This is a genomic window from Arsukibacterium indicum, from assembly GCF_019100565.1.
GTDB classification, from domain to species: Bacteria; Pseudomonadota; Gammaproteobacteria; order Enterobacterales; family Alteromonadaceae; genus Alishewanella; species Alishewanella indicum.
On sequence record NZ_JAHRID010000001.1, the window covers coordinates 835,757 to 851,111 of the forward strand.

Below are 15,355 nucleotides of genomic sequence, written 5' to 3' on the forward strand. Positions count from 1 at the left end.
ACAGATACGCCCAAAACAAGATATTCAGCAGCATGACAGCAGCACCCTGGTTTTTATATATGATTCGCACCGCTGGTGGCCAGCTTTACACCGGTATCAGCACCGATCCGCAGCGCCGGTTGCGCCAGCACAATGGCGAGCTGAAAGGCGGTGCTAAAGCGCTGCGTGGCAAGGGGCCGCTGCAGCTGGTGTTTGTTCAGGGCATGCCGGACCGGGCCGCAGCCAGTCAAGCTGAGTATCAGCTAAAACAACTTTCAAAGGCTGCAAAAGAGCAGCGGATAAGCGAGCAGTAATGGATAATTTCTACCTGGTACTGGCCTATCTGGTTATAGGCTTTGGCTTACGTCGGGTGCCAGCGATGCCTGAAAACAGTGGCATCGTGCTAAATATTTATGTGCTGTATGTCGCCTTACCAGCCCTTATCTTAAAAAACGTGCCGTTGCTGCAATTTTCTGCGGCCTTGCTCATTCCGGCCTTAACACCCTGGATCCTATTACTTGCCGTGGTTGCAGCAGTATTGCTGTTAAGTAAAATTTTCGGCTGGTCACGGGAGATCACCGGCGCCTTGCTGATAATACTGCCGCTGGGTAACACGTCGTTTTTAGGTTTTCCAATGACCCAGGCATTGTTTGGTAGTGAAGCAATGCCCTATGCAGTGGTATATGACCAGGTAGGATCTTTTATTGCACTGGCGACCTATGTCACTATTATTGCTGCAATTTACAGCCCGCAAGTCAGCAAGCCAACCGCGAAAAGCATCATCATTAAAATTATCAGTTTCCCGTCTTTTATCGCGCTTGTTGCTGGCTTGCTTTTGCGCAATGCTGCTTTCCCGCCGCTGGCTGATGCATTAATTAATAACCTGGCCGCGACGCTGGTACCGGTTGTGATGATTGCCGTCGGTTTTCAGCTAAGCTTTCGGTTTAGTAAAAATGAAATAACGCCCCTGATCTGTGCGTTAACACTAAAATTGTTGATGATGCCACTGTTAGCCTGGACTATCTGGCGAAGCCTGGGCCAAAGTGGCCTGGCAGTAGACATCAGCGTATTTCAGGCGGCAATGCCGCCAATGATTTCGGCCGGAGCCATTGCCATTATGGCTGGTCTGGCACCACGTTTGGTCAGTGGCATCATTGGCTTTGGTATTTTAATCGGGTTAATAAGTTTACCCGTGGTTTTTTGGTTACTGCGTTAAAGGATAGGTATGGAAAAGCTGAACGAAATAGGAATGTCACTGCTAACGAGCATACAACAATTTGATTTCTGGTGGCAGCTCTTGGCGTTGGCAGCGGCATTATTGCTAGCCACTCTGGCCAATCAACGTTTACAGACACTGGTAGAAAAGCAACATACTCTTGATTCCGGCTTGCGCCATGTGGCAGTGCGCAGTATTCAGCGTTTGCTTTGGCCGCTAACCGCACTGGCGGTGTTAGTGCCCGTTAAGATCATTTTTGAAATGAACGCATTGCCGGTGCAAATTCTGGAAGTTTCAATACCCGTTTTACTGGCCTTAGCAGTTATCCGTTTAGTTGTGTATATCCTGCGCAAAGCGTTCAATGTCAGCCCACTGTTAAAATCTTCAGAGAACCTGTTGGCAGGCATTATCTGGTTCGGTGTGTTGCTGCATCTGGCTGGTTGGTTACCCGGATTACTTGCCGTACTGGAAAGCCTGGCCATGACAGTCGGAGAAACCCGAATTTCAGTACTGGCCGTATTAAAACTGATTTTGATGGTAGCACTGGCATTTACCCTGGCTATCTGGCTGGCTGAATTTATCAGCCAGCGGGTGCAACACTCTACCCATATCAGCCCCAGTATGCAGGTCGGTTTTGCCAAGTTCAGTAAGTTTCTGTTAATTACCGTCGCATTTTTGGTTGCGTTGAATGCCGTTGGCATCAATTTAAGCTCACTGGCGGTATTTGGTGGCGCGCTGGGTGTTGGCCTGGGATTTGGTTTGCAACGGATTGCTTCAAACTTTATCAGTGGTTTTATTCTGGTATTTGACCGCTCAATTAAGCCAGGTGACATTATTACGGTTGGCGACAAGTTCGGCTGGGTAGAACAGCTAAATGCCCGCTATGTGGTGGTACGCAACCGGGAAGGGGTTGATACGTTAATCCCAAACGAGAATCTGATCACTTCTGAAGTCATCAACTGGAGCTACGCCGATACCAATGTGCGGATGATTATTAAAGTTCAAATCAGTTACGACGATGATCCGGAACAGGCACTAGCCTTAATGCTTAAATGCGCCCATGTATCTCCCAGGGTGTTGGACGAACCACCACCAACAGTGCGGCTGATGGACTTTGCCGATAGCGGAATTGAACTGCAATTAAGGGTATGGATAGCTGATATGGAAAAAGGCACCGGTGAAATTCGTTCAGCCATCAATCTGGCTATCTGGCGAACGTTTAAAGAAAACAACATTACCATTCCCTATCCGCAGCGCGATTTACATATAAAATCAGGCTGGCCGCCTGCAATGGAACAACCAGCAAAAGATCAGGATTAAATGACAACAATCTTAATAATAGGTCTTGGCGAACTGGGTTCACTGGTTGCAACTGAAGCGCTGCAACATGATATGACGGTTTTCGCTATGCGCCGGCAGGCTAAATGCCCGGCTGGCGTTACCCTGGTCCAGCACGATGCGGCTACGCCCTGGCCAGTGCTAACTAACGGCATAACTGATTTGGTACTTTGTGTTTCGCCTGATAACAGCAGCGATGAGGCCTACCGTCAGGCCTATCTGCAAGTGGCTGAGCGCGCAATATGCTGGCTCAGGCAACAGCCTGCGCCACCGCATGTCTGGCTGGTATCATCAACCGGGGTTTATGGTCAGCAGGAGGGTGAATGGGTCAATGAAAATAGTCCCCGTTTACCAGAGCGCAGCTCAGCAAAAATTCTGGTTGCCGCTGAAGAACTCTGGCTGCAAAGCGGCCAAGCCTGCACCATGTTGCGACCATCCGGGTTGTACGGCCCCGGCCGGGAAATGATGTTACGGGTTGCCCGCAACGGCCGGCAAATTATCGAAACTAAGCCAGTTTACACCAACCGGATCCACATATCAGATTGTGCCCGGGCTGTTGTTCATTTAATCCAACGCCGCCAGCAGGGGTATACGATTGAAACTGCCTACAATCTGACCGACCTGACTCCTGCACGTTACTGCGAAGTGATCCAGTTTCTGCAACAAAAAATGAATATAACGACTAATGATCAGCAAGTTATAGAACGCGCCAGTAAACGAGTCAGTGCCAGGCGTTTACAGCAAACAGGTTTCCGCTGGCAATACCCAGATTACACCACTGGTTATCTGGCCATGTTGTAATAGCTTACTGAATTATGTAATTAAGCGTAACCAACTGTTTGCATTAGTAAAACACCATGGCTATCCCACCAGTTATTCCTTAGGCTGTGCCGGTTTAAATCACCAGCATGGAACCTGAAATGAAAACATCTCTATCAAAATGGTTAGCATCAAATACGGCGGTTATTAGCCGCAGCCTGCTACTTGGCGCAGCACTTTGCCTCAGCGCTTGTGGCAGCAGCAGTGACGAGCCACAGGAAAATAACAGCTATGTTCAGTTTTACAACGGTGCGCCGGCAACAGCCAATCCGACTTTCAGTTTAGATGATACAAGCCTTTTCAGTGCCCGCTTCGCCGATGCCACTAATGTCACCAGTGTAGAAACTGCCAGCTACAGCCTGCAGATTAAAGAAACCGGCAGCAGCCCGCTGGTCACAGACGATATAACGCTTAATCAGGATCAGAAACACCTGTTTATTATCACCAGCGCTGACGAACAGTTTGAATATCTGAGCCTGAGCTTTGCACGCGAAAAAGAGCTGGACGATGAGTTTGATTTGCATCTGACTAATCTGGCGGCTAGCCAGCCATTACTGGATATTTATCTTAGCGACGCTACTGAAACCTTTGCCGATGCCACCCTGCTCGACAGCTTAGCCTTGCATGAAATCACCAGCGATGCTGTCCGCCGTGCCACAGGCAAGTACAACCTGTATCTGGCTGAAGCCGGTGCAGATGCCCCGCTGTTTACCGGCAAAAACCTCGACTTTGCTTTCGAAAACACCTATGTGTTGGTGGTGCGTGACCAGTATGGCCCGATTGCCGACCAGTTGGCTGTTGATGTTATTTTAAATTCCAGCAGTGTTGCCCGCTACACGCATCAGGATGCACAAGCTCAATTTCGTTTGTATAACAGCCTGGCACAACCGGTTAAGGTGGCACTGGATAACAGCCATATTGCCAACCTGACGGCCGGTAGTATGGGCAATTACACTATGCTAAATAACGGTGATTATAGTTTGTCGGTGCGCGATGCCGCTGACCAGCTGTTGCTTAACAGCGCCCTGCTGACCGCCACAGCCGGAGAGAGCCAGCTGGTGTTGCTTTACCAGAATGAGCATAATCTGCTGGAAGCATTAGCCATTAAAGAAAGTGACAAACCACAACTTCAGACCAACGATGTGATTGTCAGTAATCTGGTGGCTGATTTTTCCCGCTTGAGTATTTATTTTGTCCGTCAGGATGAGACTATTGCTACTGCCAGACACCATATTAAAAACCTGGAGTTTAAGAAGCAGCAAAGCCTGAACTTACCAAAAGGGTACTATGCTATTACCCTGGTACATACCGCTGAAAACGGCAGTGCAACGTTACTTGATAAAACCGACAGTCTGATGCTGCAACCCGGAGAGCGCTACCTGCTAACCGCCGAAAAAGATGACGCAGCGCCTTCTGGCTACCACCTGAACCTGACATTTTGATCCGGTTGCCCCCGGCCGTATACCGGGGGCGTCTCTAAAAAGCTGACAAATGCTCTTTTTTAGTAAATACTGGGGGTCTTACCGTGCTTTGCGATGTTGAAGGTATACTCAGGACATATGCTGTTATTTCGTTCACTTACTTGCTTTGCCATTGCAAGCAGTCTTGGCTTTTCTGCTCTGCTTATGGCGGACACACCTTTGCAATTGCAAGGTGGTGTTGTTCAGTCCTTCCCCGGGATCAGTGTTGTTAATGGCAAAATACAACCAGAACCGTTATATGGCCATGCCGAAGTAATCAGCTGTATTGAATCTGCATTGGATGCCAGCATAGTATGGCAAAGTTTGCCAACCGATCGACTACTTAAATTAACCCGCGAGAATCAGTTAGATTTAATCTACCCCATGGGTTACACCGAAGAACGAAATCGCTCTCTGCAAGCCAGCGTCTGGTTAACCAAAGACGATGACTATTTTGTGTTTAAAACCACAACTGAGCCCGCAGCAATGCCTGAGCACGAACACCTTAAAAGCAAGCTGGTAGGGGTAAAACGGGGCTCGCCGCAACTTGATTACCTGCAAAACAATGGCTATCAGCATGTTCATCAGGTATATGACTATCAACAGTTATTGCCATTACTTAATATGGACAGGGTTGAGATGCTGGCCGTGCCGCAGCCATTGGCAGAACAGTTGCAATTAGAAATGCAAGCAGATCCGATGTCAGGCAGTTTGCAGCTCTATAATTACTTTACCCGCGATGCCGGTTTTTACCTGTCGCCAGTCTTCGCCAGCACCAGGCTGGAGCAGATGAATCAAGCCGTCATAGCCTGTCGCCAGCATACTAAATCTGCAACCGGCATTAAGCAAAAAAGCTGACAAAATGTCAGCTTTTCTGGTCACACAACGTTAAGCACCCGGGCTCAGGCACTACCAATCATTCTTCTTAACACATAATGCAGAATACCACCGTGCTGGTAGTACGCCAGCTCGTTGCCGGTGTCTATCCGGCACAGCATCTCTATTTTCTGCTGGTCACCATCGGCATAGGTAATCATCACCGACACCTTTTGCTTCGGTTTCAAATTGTTCAGGCCGCTTATTGTAAATGTCTCGGCACCTGTCAGTTGCAAATGCTTACGATCAACCCCGGCCAGAAATTGCAGCGGCAGTACGCCCATACCAATCAGATTCGAGCGGTGGATCCGCTCATACGATTCAGCCAGTACTGCCCGCACCCCAAGCAACAATGTGCCCTTGGCTGCCCAGTCCCGCGATGACCCGGTGCCATACTCCTTACCGGCAACGACCACCAGCGGCGTTTTTTGCTGGCGATAACGCTCAGCTGCATCATAAATATCCATTTGCTCTGCAGAAGGTTGATGCAAAGTCACCCCACCTTCGGTACCCGGCACCATTTCGTTCCGAATTCGAACATTGGCAAAAGTGCCGCGCACCATCACCTCATGGTTACCACGACGAGAACCATAGGAATTAAAATCAGCCTGACTTACCCCCAGCTCCTTTAAATAACGTCCTGCCGGGCTGCTGGCTTTAATACTGCCGGCTGGCGAAATATGGTCAGTGGTTACTGAATCGCCCAATAACGCCAGCACTCTGGCCTCTTTAATATCCTGTACCGGCTCTGGCTCCCTTCCCATGCCCTGGAAAAAACTGGGCTGGCGGATATAGCTCGACTCCGGCCAGGTATAGGTTTTGTCTTTTGGTACCTCAATGTTCTGCCATGTCTTATCACCACTGAAGACATCAGCATATTCACTTTTAAACATATCGCTCTGAACCTTGGCAACTTCATCGGCTATATCCTGGTTGCTGGGCCAGATATCATGCAGATAAACCGGATTGCCGTCTTTATCATCACCTATAGGCTCTTTACTCAAATCAATATTTACCGTACCGGCCAGGGCAAAAGCCACCACCAGTGGCGGTGACGCCAGCCAGTTCGATTGAACAAACGGGTGGATCCGGCCTTCAAAATTACGGTTGCCCGACAGTACTGCTGATACATTCAGATTATTGTCGGTGATGGCCTGCTCCAGCTCCTTGGCCAGCGGCCCGGAATTACCAATACAGGTAGTGCAACCGTAGCCCACCAAATGAAAACCCAGTTTTTCCAGCGGGTCCATCAGCCCGGCTTTTTCCAGATAACGGGTCACTACCTTGGACCCCGGCGCTAATGAGCTTTTCACCCAGGGCTTGCGGGCCAGGCCTTTTTGCAGTGCGTTTTTGGCCAGTAAGCCGGCGGCCATCAGCACACTGGGGTTAGAGGTATTAGTGCAGGAGGTAATAGCAGCAATCACCACGGCGTGATGATCAAGTTTAATTTTCTGGCCATTCAGCTCTAAATGCCCTTCATCTTCCGGCTGCGGCTGGGCCCCCCCCTCATCATCCATCACGGCTTTGCGCTCTTCAGCAGCTTTAAGCTGTAACGCCAGAATATCATCACAATGTTGTTTCAGGGCAGGTAAGCTGACTTTGTCCTGAGGTCTTTTCGGGCCCGCCAGTGATGGCACCACTTTACTTAAATCCAGATGCAACACATCGGTGTAGGTCGCCTTATGGCCGGGTTTGCGCCACAGCCCCTGCGCCTGGCAATACGCTTTTACTCTGGCAATAATACTGTCATCCCGACCGGTTAACGCCATATAATCCAGGGTAACCTGATCGACCGGGAAAAACCCACAGGTGGCACCATATTCGGGCGCCATATTGGCGATAGTTGCCCGATCAGCCAGGCTAAGATAATCGAGGCCGTCACCAAAGAACTCGACAAACTTACCTACCACCCCATGCTTACGCAATAATTCGGTAACAGTTAACACTAAATCAGTTGCGGTAATGCCGGCAGCCATCTTACCGGTAAATTCCAGCCCAACCACTTCCGGGATCAGCATGGACACCGGTTGCCCTAACATTGCGGCTTCAGCTTCAATGCCGCCAACCCCCCAGCCCAACACACCCAGGGCATTGATCATGGTGGTATGAGAGTCGGTGCCAACCAGCGTATCAGGGTAAGCCTGGGTGCCAGTATTGGTCTCTCTGGCCCAGACACTTTGCCCCAGATATTCAAGATTTACCTGATGGCAGATCCCGGTTCCCGGTGGCACCACTTTAAAATTGGCAAACGCCTGCTGGCCCCAACGTAAAAAGGTGTAACGTTCAAAATTACGTTCCATTTCTATTGCGACGTTCTGCTCAAAAGCGTCGTCAGTGGCAAAATGGTCAACCATTACTGAATGGTCAATCACCAGGTCGACCGGTGATAATGGATTGATTTTTTGCGGATCTTCACCCAACTCAGCAACCGCTGCCCGCATGGCAGCAAGATCAACCACTGCCGGTACGCCGGTAAAGTCCTGCATCAGCACCCGCGCCGGTCGAAAAGCAATTTCGCGGTCAGCGTGGCCATGTTTCTGCCAGTCGACCAATGCCTGAATGTCTTGTTCGGTTACCGTGTCGCCATCAAGATTGCGCAGCAGATTTTCCAGTAGCACTTTTAAACAGAATGGAAGGCGGTCAACGGTGCCATGCCGGGTTGCAGCTTTCGTTAAACTAAAGATTTGATAATCCTTATCTGCAACATTCAGTTTATCTGCGTAGGGGTTGTTCTGGCTCATAACATTCCTCGTTGAATACGTATTCTCCAAGTGTAGTGCATCGGGGCGCAGATGCGAAAATGCAAGGCAGGACTTTCAGCAAAATCATCGTTATTACATGTTAAAACAAGAAAGGCCGCTTAATGGCGGCCTTCCTGTTGATTTTAATCAGCGTGCAAAAATAACTAATTGAGGGTCACTCTGGCGAATTTCCTTTTGCCCACCTGATAAATCCCGGTACTGCCTTTGATAACTTCAAGCTTGCTATCATCAATTTTGCTTTCGCCGTTTAACTTTACTGCGCCTTGTTTAATCATCCGCAGTGCCTCTGAAGTACTGGCGACCAACCCGGCTTCCTTTAACAGGTTAGCAATAGGCATTGCATTGCCGTCACAACTTAGCGTCAACTCAGGGATGTCATCGGGCAGGGCATTTTTGCTAAAGCGCTGAATAAAATCCTGATGTGCCGCTTCTGCTGCAGCATCGTCATGAAAGCGGCCAATAATTTCTTTGGCCAGACTTATCTTAATATCGCGCGGGTTAGCGCCCGCGGCCATCTGCTGTTTTAATTCTGCAATCTCAGCCAGTGGTCTGAAGCTGAGTAAGTCGTAGTAGCGCCACATTAACTCATCTGAAATTGACATGATTTTGCCAAACATTTCAGTCGGGGCGTCGGTAATACCAACATAGTTACCCAATGACTTTGACATTTTCTGCACACCGTCAAGCCCTTCAAGCAACGGTACCATCATTACCGTTTGTGGCCGCTGGCCTTCATCTTTTTGCAGCTCACGTCCCATCAGCAGATTAAACCGCTGATCGGTACCACCCATTTCAATGTCAGCCTCTAGTGCAACCGAATCCCAGCCCTGCACCAGCGGATATAGAAACTCATGAATGGCAATTGACTGATTATTAGCAAAGCGCTTTTTGAAGTCATCCCGCTCCAGCATCCGTGCGACAGTCTGACGTGAGGCCAGCTTAATCATGCCGGCAGCGCCAAGCTCACCCATCCACTGAGAATTAAATGCCACAGTGGTTTTGGCCGGATCAAGAATTTTAAATACCTGCTCTTTATATGTTTCGGCATTGGCCAGTACATCTTCGCGGCTAAGAGGTTTACGGGTAACATTCTTACCACTGGGATCACCAATCATGCCGGTAAAATCACCAATCAGAAAAATCACCTCATGCCCGAGCTGCTGAAAAGTGCGTAATTTGTTTATCAGTACGGTATGGCCTAAATGCAAATCAGGTGCGGTTGGATCGAAGCCAGCCTTCACTTTCAGTGGCTTGCCGGTTTTTAATTTGGCAATTAGCTCATCTTCCAGCAAGATTTCCTCGCAGCCGCGTTTTAATTCAGCTAACGCCTGTGCCCAATCGGCCATTTTAAACTCCTGACTTAGTGCAAATTTGTGTAAACAACCGCCATTCTATAGCATGTTCCAGCCAGGGGAAACGCACAAAACTCTGGTATCTTCGAAAAAAAACGTTTATGCTCGGTTTTTGTGCGTTTCCAACAGATGACGGGGCTTATGCGGCAACTGGTAGCAAAAATTCCTTCTCAACACCGGGCATTAATTCTTGCAGTGTCGGTATGTTTAGCCATTATTTTGTTACTTCCTTCCGAGCAGGCAGCGGCATCGAAAAGCAGCAACAGCAATGCATTGGAAGTAGGCAAACGTTACAGTCTTGATATTCCCCAGAACGAACAACAGCTTAGTGAAGATTTAGCCAGCGAAGGTTATGATCCCGAATTCGACGATGAATTTGCGACTGATGATAATCTGCAGTGGTCAAGCCTGCAGGTCCAACGCGGTGATGTCCTGTCTAATCTGTTTAAAAAAGCCAACGTCAGCCAGCAAACGATGTTGGCTATTCTGGCTTTGGGTGACAGCACTAAAACCCTGACCAAACTCTTTCCGGGCGAAACCCTGGAGTTTGGTCTTGACGCACAGGGTGAACTTACAGAATTACGTTACGCCATCAATAAATTAAAAACACTGAAAATCAGCCGCGACGAGACAGGCAACTTTGTCGCCGAAGAGCTGGAAAAAACAGTAGAACATCGTCAGCAATTTGCCAGTGCAGAAATTAAATCCAGCTTCTGGAGTGCCGGTATTGAAGCCGGTTTATCCGAGGCGCAGATAATGAATCTGGCAGGCATTTTTGGCTGGGATATCGATTTTGGTCTTGATTTACGCGCTGGTGACAGTTTCAGTGTGCTTTATCAGGCAAATTATGTTGATGGCGACTTTGTTGGTTACGGCACCATTATCGCCGCTCAATTTCAGAACCAGGGCCAGATTATTCAAGCCGTTCGCCATACTGATGGTAACTACTACAAACCCGATGGTGCCAGTATGCGACAGGCCTTTTTGCGGGCGCCGGTTAGTTTTCAGTATGTCAGCTCTAACTTTAATCCAAGGCGTTTGCATCCGGTGCTTGGTAAAGTGCGGGCTCATAATGGCGTAGACTATGTGGCGCCTGTTGGTACCCCTGTTATGGCTGCCGGTGATGGTAAGGTTACGCACTCAGGCTACAACAACCTGAATGGCAACTATGTGTTTATTAAGCATGCAAATAATATTGTCACTAAATATCTGCACTTGTCCCGACGCAATGTTAAGGTTGGCGAACGAGTAAAACAAGGTGAGACCATTGGTCGGCTGGGTGCTACCGGTCGGGTAACCGGTGCTCACCTGCACTACGAGTTTTTATTAAACGGCGTGCACCGCAACCCGCGAACGGTAAAATTACCACAGGCTACACCGCTGCAAGGTGAAGAGCGCGATATATTTATCGCCAACGCCACCCCTGTGCTAGCCGAACTGCAAACAAAAGAACGGGTGTTGTTAGCTAAGATAGCGCCCTGAGGCAGCAATCTGATGTATTACATTGGCATCATGTCTGGTACCAGTCTCGATGGCATAGATCTGGTACTGGCCAGCTTCAGCCCCCAGCCCAAACTAATCTGCAGTCAGTTACACCCTTTCCCTGCTGATCTGAAGCAACAACTGCAACAGCTCTGCCAGTGCGGTGACAATGAAATTGAATTACTTGGTCCGACCGAGCAACAACTGGCATATTGTTATGCAGAAGGCGTAGCGGCATTATTGGCAAAGGCTGGTATAGCAGCCAGTTCGGTTGCGGTTATAGGATGTCATGGCCAGACTATCCGCCACCGGCCTGATAGTCGTTATCCGTTTACTATGCAAATAGGCGACATGCATAAACTGGCTATGCTGTGTCAAATTCCGGTTATCGCTGACTTTAGGCGCAAAGATATGGCTTATGGTGGCCAGGGTGCCCCGCTGGTACCGGCATTTCACCAGGCGATTTTTCAAAAGCCCTCGCAGCAACGGGCCATTGTCAATATTGGCGGTATTGCTAATGTTACTGTGCTTGCCAGCAATGCGCAGGTAACAGGCTTTGATACCGGCCCCGGCAATGCGCTGCTGGATAACTGGATAATGTTATGCCATGCCAGGCCTTATGATGATAACGGCTGGTTTAGCAGCCAGGGTCAATTGTTACCTGAACTGCTGAGCCAACTGCTGGCCGATCCCTATTTTTTTAAACCCCCGCCAAAAAGTACCGGCCGTGAGTACTTCAACCTGCAGTGGCTGCAGCAATTTCAACCTGAGCACTATACAGCAGAAGATGTACAACGCACGCTGTGCCGCTTAACAGCGCAATCCATTGCAGATTCGCTGAGCAAATATAAGGTAGAGCAGCTGTATGTTTGTGGCGGTGGTGTCCATAACCCGGTGTTAATGCAAGACTTAGCCCTGCTGATGCCAGACTGTAGTGTAAACCAGACTAATACCCTGGGCGTTGATGCAGATTGGGTCGAGGCCATGGCCTTTGCCTGGCTGGCATGGGCCTATCAGCATCAGGTAACCGGTAACCTGCCAGAGGTTACCGGTGCCAGTAAAGCTTGCGTGTTAGGCGTGCCATACCTGCCCTGAGCCCATCCAGGTTGACATAGCCACTACGGTAAAGCTAACCAACCAGCGCCAGTAAAATACCAGCCGCAACAGCTGAGCCAATGACGCCCGCCACATTTGGCCCCATGGCATGCATTAACAGGAAGTTGTGCGGATTTGCTTGCAGCCCCACTTTATTCACTACCCGGGCAGCCATTGGCACTGCAGATACCCCGGCAGCTCCAATTAGCGGGTTAATTGGCTGTTTCGATAGTTTTGACATCAGCTTAGCCATTAACACACCAGTCGCGGTGCCTATAGCGAATGCTATTGCCCCTAATACCAGAATGCCCAGCGTTTGAGTGGTTAAAAACTTGTCAGCACTGAGCCTGGAACCCACAGCCAAACCAAGGAAAATGGTTACAATATTAATCAGCTCGTTTTGAGCCGTTTTGCTTAATCGCTCTACCACCCCGGCTTCCCGCATCAGATTCCCCAGGCAAAACATGCCAATTAGCGGTGCCGCAGTCGGTAACAACAAAATGGTCAGCAGCACCAGCATTAGCGGAAACAATACTTTTTCCCGCTTGCCCACTGAACGTAGCTGGGACATCTGAATTTCCCGCTCAGCTTTGCTGGTCAGCGCTTTCATAATAGGCGGCTGAATAATAGGAACAAGCGCCATATAGGAGTATGCAGCAACGGCTATGGCACCGAGTAAATCCGGCGCCAGCTTTGACGCAAGGAAAATAGCAGTCGGACCATCAGCACCGCCAATAATGGCGATTGCCGACGCTTCTTTCAGGGTAAAACTTAACCCCGGTACCCAGTTCAGAGCTATGGCACCAAATAAGGTAGCAAAAATTCCGAATTGCGCAGCGGCCCCCAGCAACAGCATTCTGGGATTAGCAATCAGCGCACTGAAATCAGTCATTGCGCCAACCCCCATAAAAATTAACAGGGGGAAGATACCGGTACCAATGCCTACCTCGTAAATCATATAGAGCAAACCGCCCGGCTCGCCCATTCCTGCCAGCGGAATATTGGTTAAAATAGCACCAAAGCCAATGGGCAGCAGTAGCAGCGGTTCGAACCCTCGGGCAATGGCCAGATATAGCAGCAGAAAGCCCACCAGCATCATCACCACCTGACCAACAGTAAAATGCACTATGCCGGTTGAAGCAATCAGGGTATTAAGCGCGTCCATGTAATTTCCTTAAGCCGGTCGTACTACTCAAAACTAATCAGTACATCACCGGTACTGACCGCATCACCCGCTGCAATATGGATGTTGGCAATAGTACCGTCAGCCACTGCCCGCACTTCAGTTTCCATTTTCATGGCTTCCATAATAATCACCACGTCACCCCGTTTTACCGTCGCACCTACCTTGGTGGTAATTTTCCAGATATTACCAGCCAGTGGCGCGTTTAGCGTCGCGCCGCCAGTTACTGAGGCACTGCCGGGAATATTTTCTGAAACAACCGGTTTTATACTATTTAGCTCGCCGCTTGGCGCCACTTCAACTTCATATGCTTTGCCATCTACCCGCACACTGTAAGCAACAGGGCCGCTGGTGGTTGTTCTGACTTTAGTTTTCGCCGTTGAGCTTTCATCCTCGTTGTCATCAGGAGCAGGTTCAAACGCTGCCGGATTATTACGGTTTTTCAAAAATTTAAGCCCAACCTGCGGAAATAATGCGTAAGTCAGCACATCGTCAATGGTATCTTTGGCTAAATCTATTGATTCTGCCTTGGCGATATCCAGCAATTCACTGTTTAACTTTTCCATCTCAGGTTCCAGCAAATCGGCAGGGCGACAGGTTATCGGCTCTGCACCGGCCAGCACTTTTTGCTGTAGCTCAGTGTTCACAGCTGCTGGTGTCGCGCCATATTCGCCTTTTAAAACACCGGCAGTTTCTTTGGTAATACTTTTGTAGCGCTCGCCGGTTAATACATTAAGCACTGCCTGGGTACCAACAATTTGTGAAGTAGGCGTAACCAGCGGTAAAAAGCCAAGATCTTCCCTAACCCGCGGTATTTCCTGTAAAACGTCATCCAGCTTATCTAACGCACCTTGCTCTTTTAACTGGCTTTCCATGTTAGTCAGCATGCCGCCGGGCACCTGTGCCAGCAAGATCCGGGCGTCGACTCCTTTCAGCGAGCCCTCAAACCGGGCATATTTTTTCCGAACATCACGGAAGTACGCAGCAATTTCGGCCAATAACTCCATATTAAGACCGGTATCGCGCTCGGTGCCTTCGGTAATCGCTACCATAGTTTCGGTAGCACTATGACCATAAGTCATACTCATTGATGAAATGGCGGTATCGAGCATGTCTATGCCGGCATCAATCGACTTCTGGTAGGTGGCAGTGCTCAGGCCCGTGGTTGCGTGACATTGCATCGCCAGAGGAATATTGGTGGCCTCTTTAATTCGGGTAACCAACTCTTCTGCCACATAAGGTTTGAGCAAACCGGCCATATCTTTAATAAAGATTGAATCGCAGCCCATATCTTCCAGTTGCCGGGCCAAATCAACCCACATATCAATAGTGTGTACCGGGCTGACGGTGTATGAAATGGTACCCTGGGCATGAGCGCCGACACTGATAGCAGCCTGAACCGCGGTTTGCAGATTACGGATATCGTTCATTGCATCAAAAATACGGAACACATCTACCCCATTGGCGTGTGCCCGCTCGACAAAAGCCTTCACCACATCATCGGCATAATGACGATAACCCAGTAAATTCTGACCACGCAGTAACATTTGCTGCCTGGTATTGGGCATGGCTTTCTTAAGCTCACGGATCCGGTGCCACGGGTCTTCGCCCAGATAACGAATGCAGGAATCAAAGGTTGCGCCCCCCCAGGATTCCATAGACCAGTAGCCAACCTGATCAAGCTTCGATGCGATCGGAAGCATGTCTTCCAGTCGCAGGCGGGTAGCCAGTAATGACTGGTGCGCATCACGTAAAACTAATTCAGTTAATAACAAAGGCTTCGTCATGCCAGC

The 15,355-nt window shown here is 49.3% G+C and carries 12 protein-coding genes; 8 read left to right on the forward strand and 4 right to left on the reverse strand.

Going from position 1 to position 15,355, the window contains the following annotated elements; genetic code table 11:
• Positions 1-59 precede the first annotated feature (59 nt).
• From KQY15_RS04110 to KQY15_RS04135, 6 genes are all read left to right on the forward strand, one after another.
• Entirely contained in the window at positions 60-293 is a 234-nt protein-coding gene (locus tag KQY15_RS04110; RefSeq protein WP_217667437.1) for a GIY-YIG nuclease family protein, read from the forward strand.
• Positions 293-1,195 carry an AEC family transporter gene (locus KQY15_RS04115; protein WP_217667439.1) on the forward strand — a complete coding sequence of 301 codons (903 nt, stop codon included), beginning with the start codon at positions 293-295 and terminating at the stop codon, positions 1,193-1,195. Before KQY15_RS04110 ends, KQY15_RS04115 begins: the two co-directional genes overlap by 1 nt.
• Before the next feature lie 9 nt (positions 1,196-1,204).
• Positions 1,205-2,515, forward strand: a complete 1,311-nt coding sequence (locus tag KQY15_RS04120) for a mechanosensitive ion channel family protein (protein ID WP_217667441.1) — start codon at positions 1,205-1,207, stop codon at positions 2,513-2,515.
• Positions 2,516-3,334 (forward strand): NAD-dependent epimerase/dehydratase family protein, encoded by an 819-nt coding sequence (locus KQY15_RS04125; protein WP_217667443.1) that lies wholly within the window; start codon positions 2,516-2,518, stop codon positions 3,332-3,334.
• A gap of 119 nt (positions 3,335-3,453) precedes the next feature.
• On the forward strand, positions 3,454-4,794 hold the full coding sequence (locus tag KQY15_RS04130; RefSeq protein ID WP_217667445.1) for a DUF4397 domain-containing protein: 1,341 nt from the start codon (positions 3,454-3,456) through the stop codon (positions 4,792-4,794).
• A gap of 183 nt (positions 4,795-4,977) precedes the next feature.
• Positions 4,978-5,670 (forward strand): transporter substrate-binding domain-containing protein, encoded by a 693-nt coding sequence (locus KQY15_RS04135; RefSeq protein WP_217667447.1) that lies wholly within the window; start codon positions 4,978-4,980, stop codon positions 5,668-5,670.
• A 44-nt stretch (positions 5,671-5,714) separates the two neighbouring features.
• Here the strand turns inward: KQY15_RS04135 and acnA are convergent, their stop codons facing one another.
• Together acnA and tyrS are read right to left on the reverse strand one after the other, a co-directional pair.
• Positions 5,715-8,429, reverse strand: coding sequence for an aconitate hydratase AcnA (acnA, locus tag KQY15_RS04140; RefSeq protein WP_217667449.1), 2,715 nt, complete (start codon positions 8,427-8,429; stop codon positions 5,715-5,717).
• Positions 8,430-8,593: 164 nt separating this feature from the next.
• Positions 8,594-9,796: a tyrosine--tRNA ligase gene (gene tyrS, locus KQY15_RS04145; RefSeq protein ID WP_217667451.1), complete on the reverse strand. Its 1,203-nt coding sequence runs from the start codon at positions 9,794-9,796 to the stop codon at positions 8,594-8,596.
• 147 nt (positions 9,797-9,943) lie between these two features.
• Here tyrS and KQY15_RS04150 point away from each other — a divergent pair, with 147 nt between their 5' ends.
• Both KQY15_RS04150 and KQY15_RS04155 read left to right on the forward strand, forming a co-directional pair.
• The gene (locus KQY15_RS04150) at positions 9,944-11,284 is read left to right on the forward strand and encodes a peptidoglycan DD-metalloendopeptidase family protein (RefSeq protein ID WP_217667453.1); all 1,341 of its coding nucleotides are present in this window, start codon (positions 9,944-9,946) and stop codon (positions 11,282-11,284) included.
• Between the two features lie 12 nt (positions 11,285-11,296).
• Complete coding sequence (locus KQY15_RS04155; RefSeq protein ID WP_217667455.1) at positions 11,297-12,379, forward strand: anhydro-N-acetylmuramic acid kinase; 1,083 nt, start codon at positions 11,297-11,299, stop codon at positions 12,377-12,379.
• Positions 12,380-12,413: 34 nt separating this feature from the next.
• Here KQY15_RS04155 and KQY15_RS04160 read toward each other — a convergent pair whose 3' ends face one another.
• Positions 12,414-13,544, reverse strand: a complete 1,131-nt coding sequence (locus tag KQY15_RS04160) for a sodium ion-translocating decarboxylase subunit beta (RefSeq protein ID WP_217667457.1) — start codon at positions 13,542-13,544, stop codon at positions 12,414-12,416.
• A gap of 23 nt (positions 13,545-13,567) precedes the next feature.
• Positions 13,568-15,349 carry a sodium-extruding oxaloacetate decarboxylase subunit alpha gene (oadA, locus tag KQY15_RS04165; RefSeq protein ID WP_217667459.1) on the reverse strand — a complete coding sequence of 594 codons (1,782 nt, stop codon included), beginning with the start codon at positions 15,347-15,349 and terminating at the stop codon, positions 13,568-13,570.
• Between the last annotated feature and the right edge of the window lie 6 nt (positions 15,350-15,355).

Coding starts and splice junctions, on each gene's coding strand:
- KQY15_RS04110 (WP_217667437.1), top strand. CDS start 60: ATGATTCGCACCGCTGGTGGCCAGCTTTACACCGGTATCAGCACCGAT.
- KQY15_RS04115 (WP_217667439.1), top strand. CDS start 293: ATGGATAATTTCTACCTGGTACTGGCCTATCTGGTTATAGGCTTTGGC.
- KQY15_RS04120 (WP_217667441.1), top strand. CDS start 1,205: ATGGAAAAGCTGAACGAAATAGGAATGTCACTGCTAACGAGCATACAA.
- KQY15_RS04125 (WP_217667443.1), top strand. CDS start 2,516: ATGACAACAATCTTAATAATAGGTCTTGGCGAACTGGGTTCACTGGTT.
- KQY15_RS04130 (WP_217667445.1), top strand. CDS start 3,454: ATGAAAACATCTCTATCAAAATGGTTAGCATCAAATACGGCGGTTATT.
- KQY15_RS04135 (WP_217667447.1), top strand. CDS start 4,978: ATGGCGGACACACCTTTGCAATTGCAAGGTGGTGTTGTTCAGTCCTTC.
- acnA (WP_217667449.1), bottom strand. CDS start 8,429: ATGAGCCAGAACAACCCCTACGCAGATAAACTGAATGTTGCAGATAAG.
- tyrS (WP_217667451.1), bottom strand. CDS start 9,796: ATGGCCGATTGGGCACAGGCGTTAGCTGAATTAAAACGCGGCTGCGAG.
- KQY15_RS04150 (WP_217667453.1), top strand. CDS start 9,944: ATGCGGCAACTGGTAGCAAAAATTCCTTCTCAACACCGGGCATTAATT.
- KQY15_RS04155 (WP_217667455.1), top strand. CDS start 11,297: ATGTATTACATTGGCATCATGTCTGGTACCAGTCTCGATGGCATAGAT.
- KQY15_RS04160 (WP_217667457.1), bottom strand. CDS start 13,544: ATGGACGCGCTTAATACCCTGATTGCTTCAACCGGCATAGTGCATTTT.
- oadA (WP_217667459.1), bottom strand. CDS start 15,349: ATGACGAAGCCTTTGTTATTAACTGAATTAGTTTTACGTGATGCGCAC.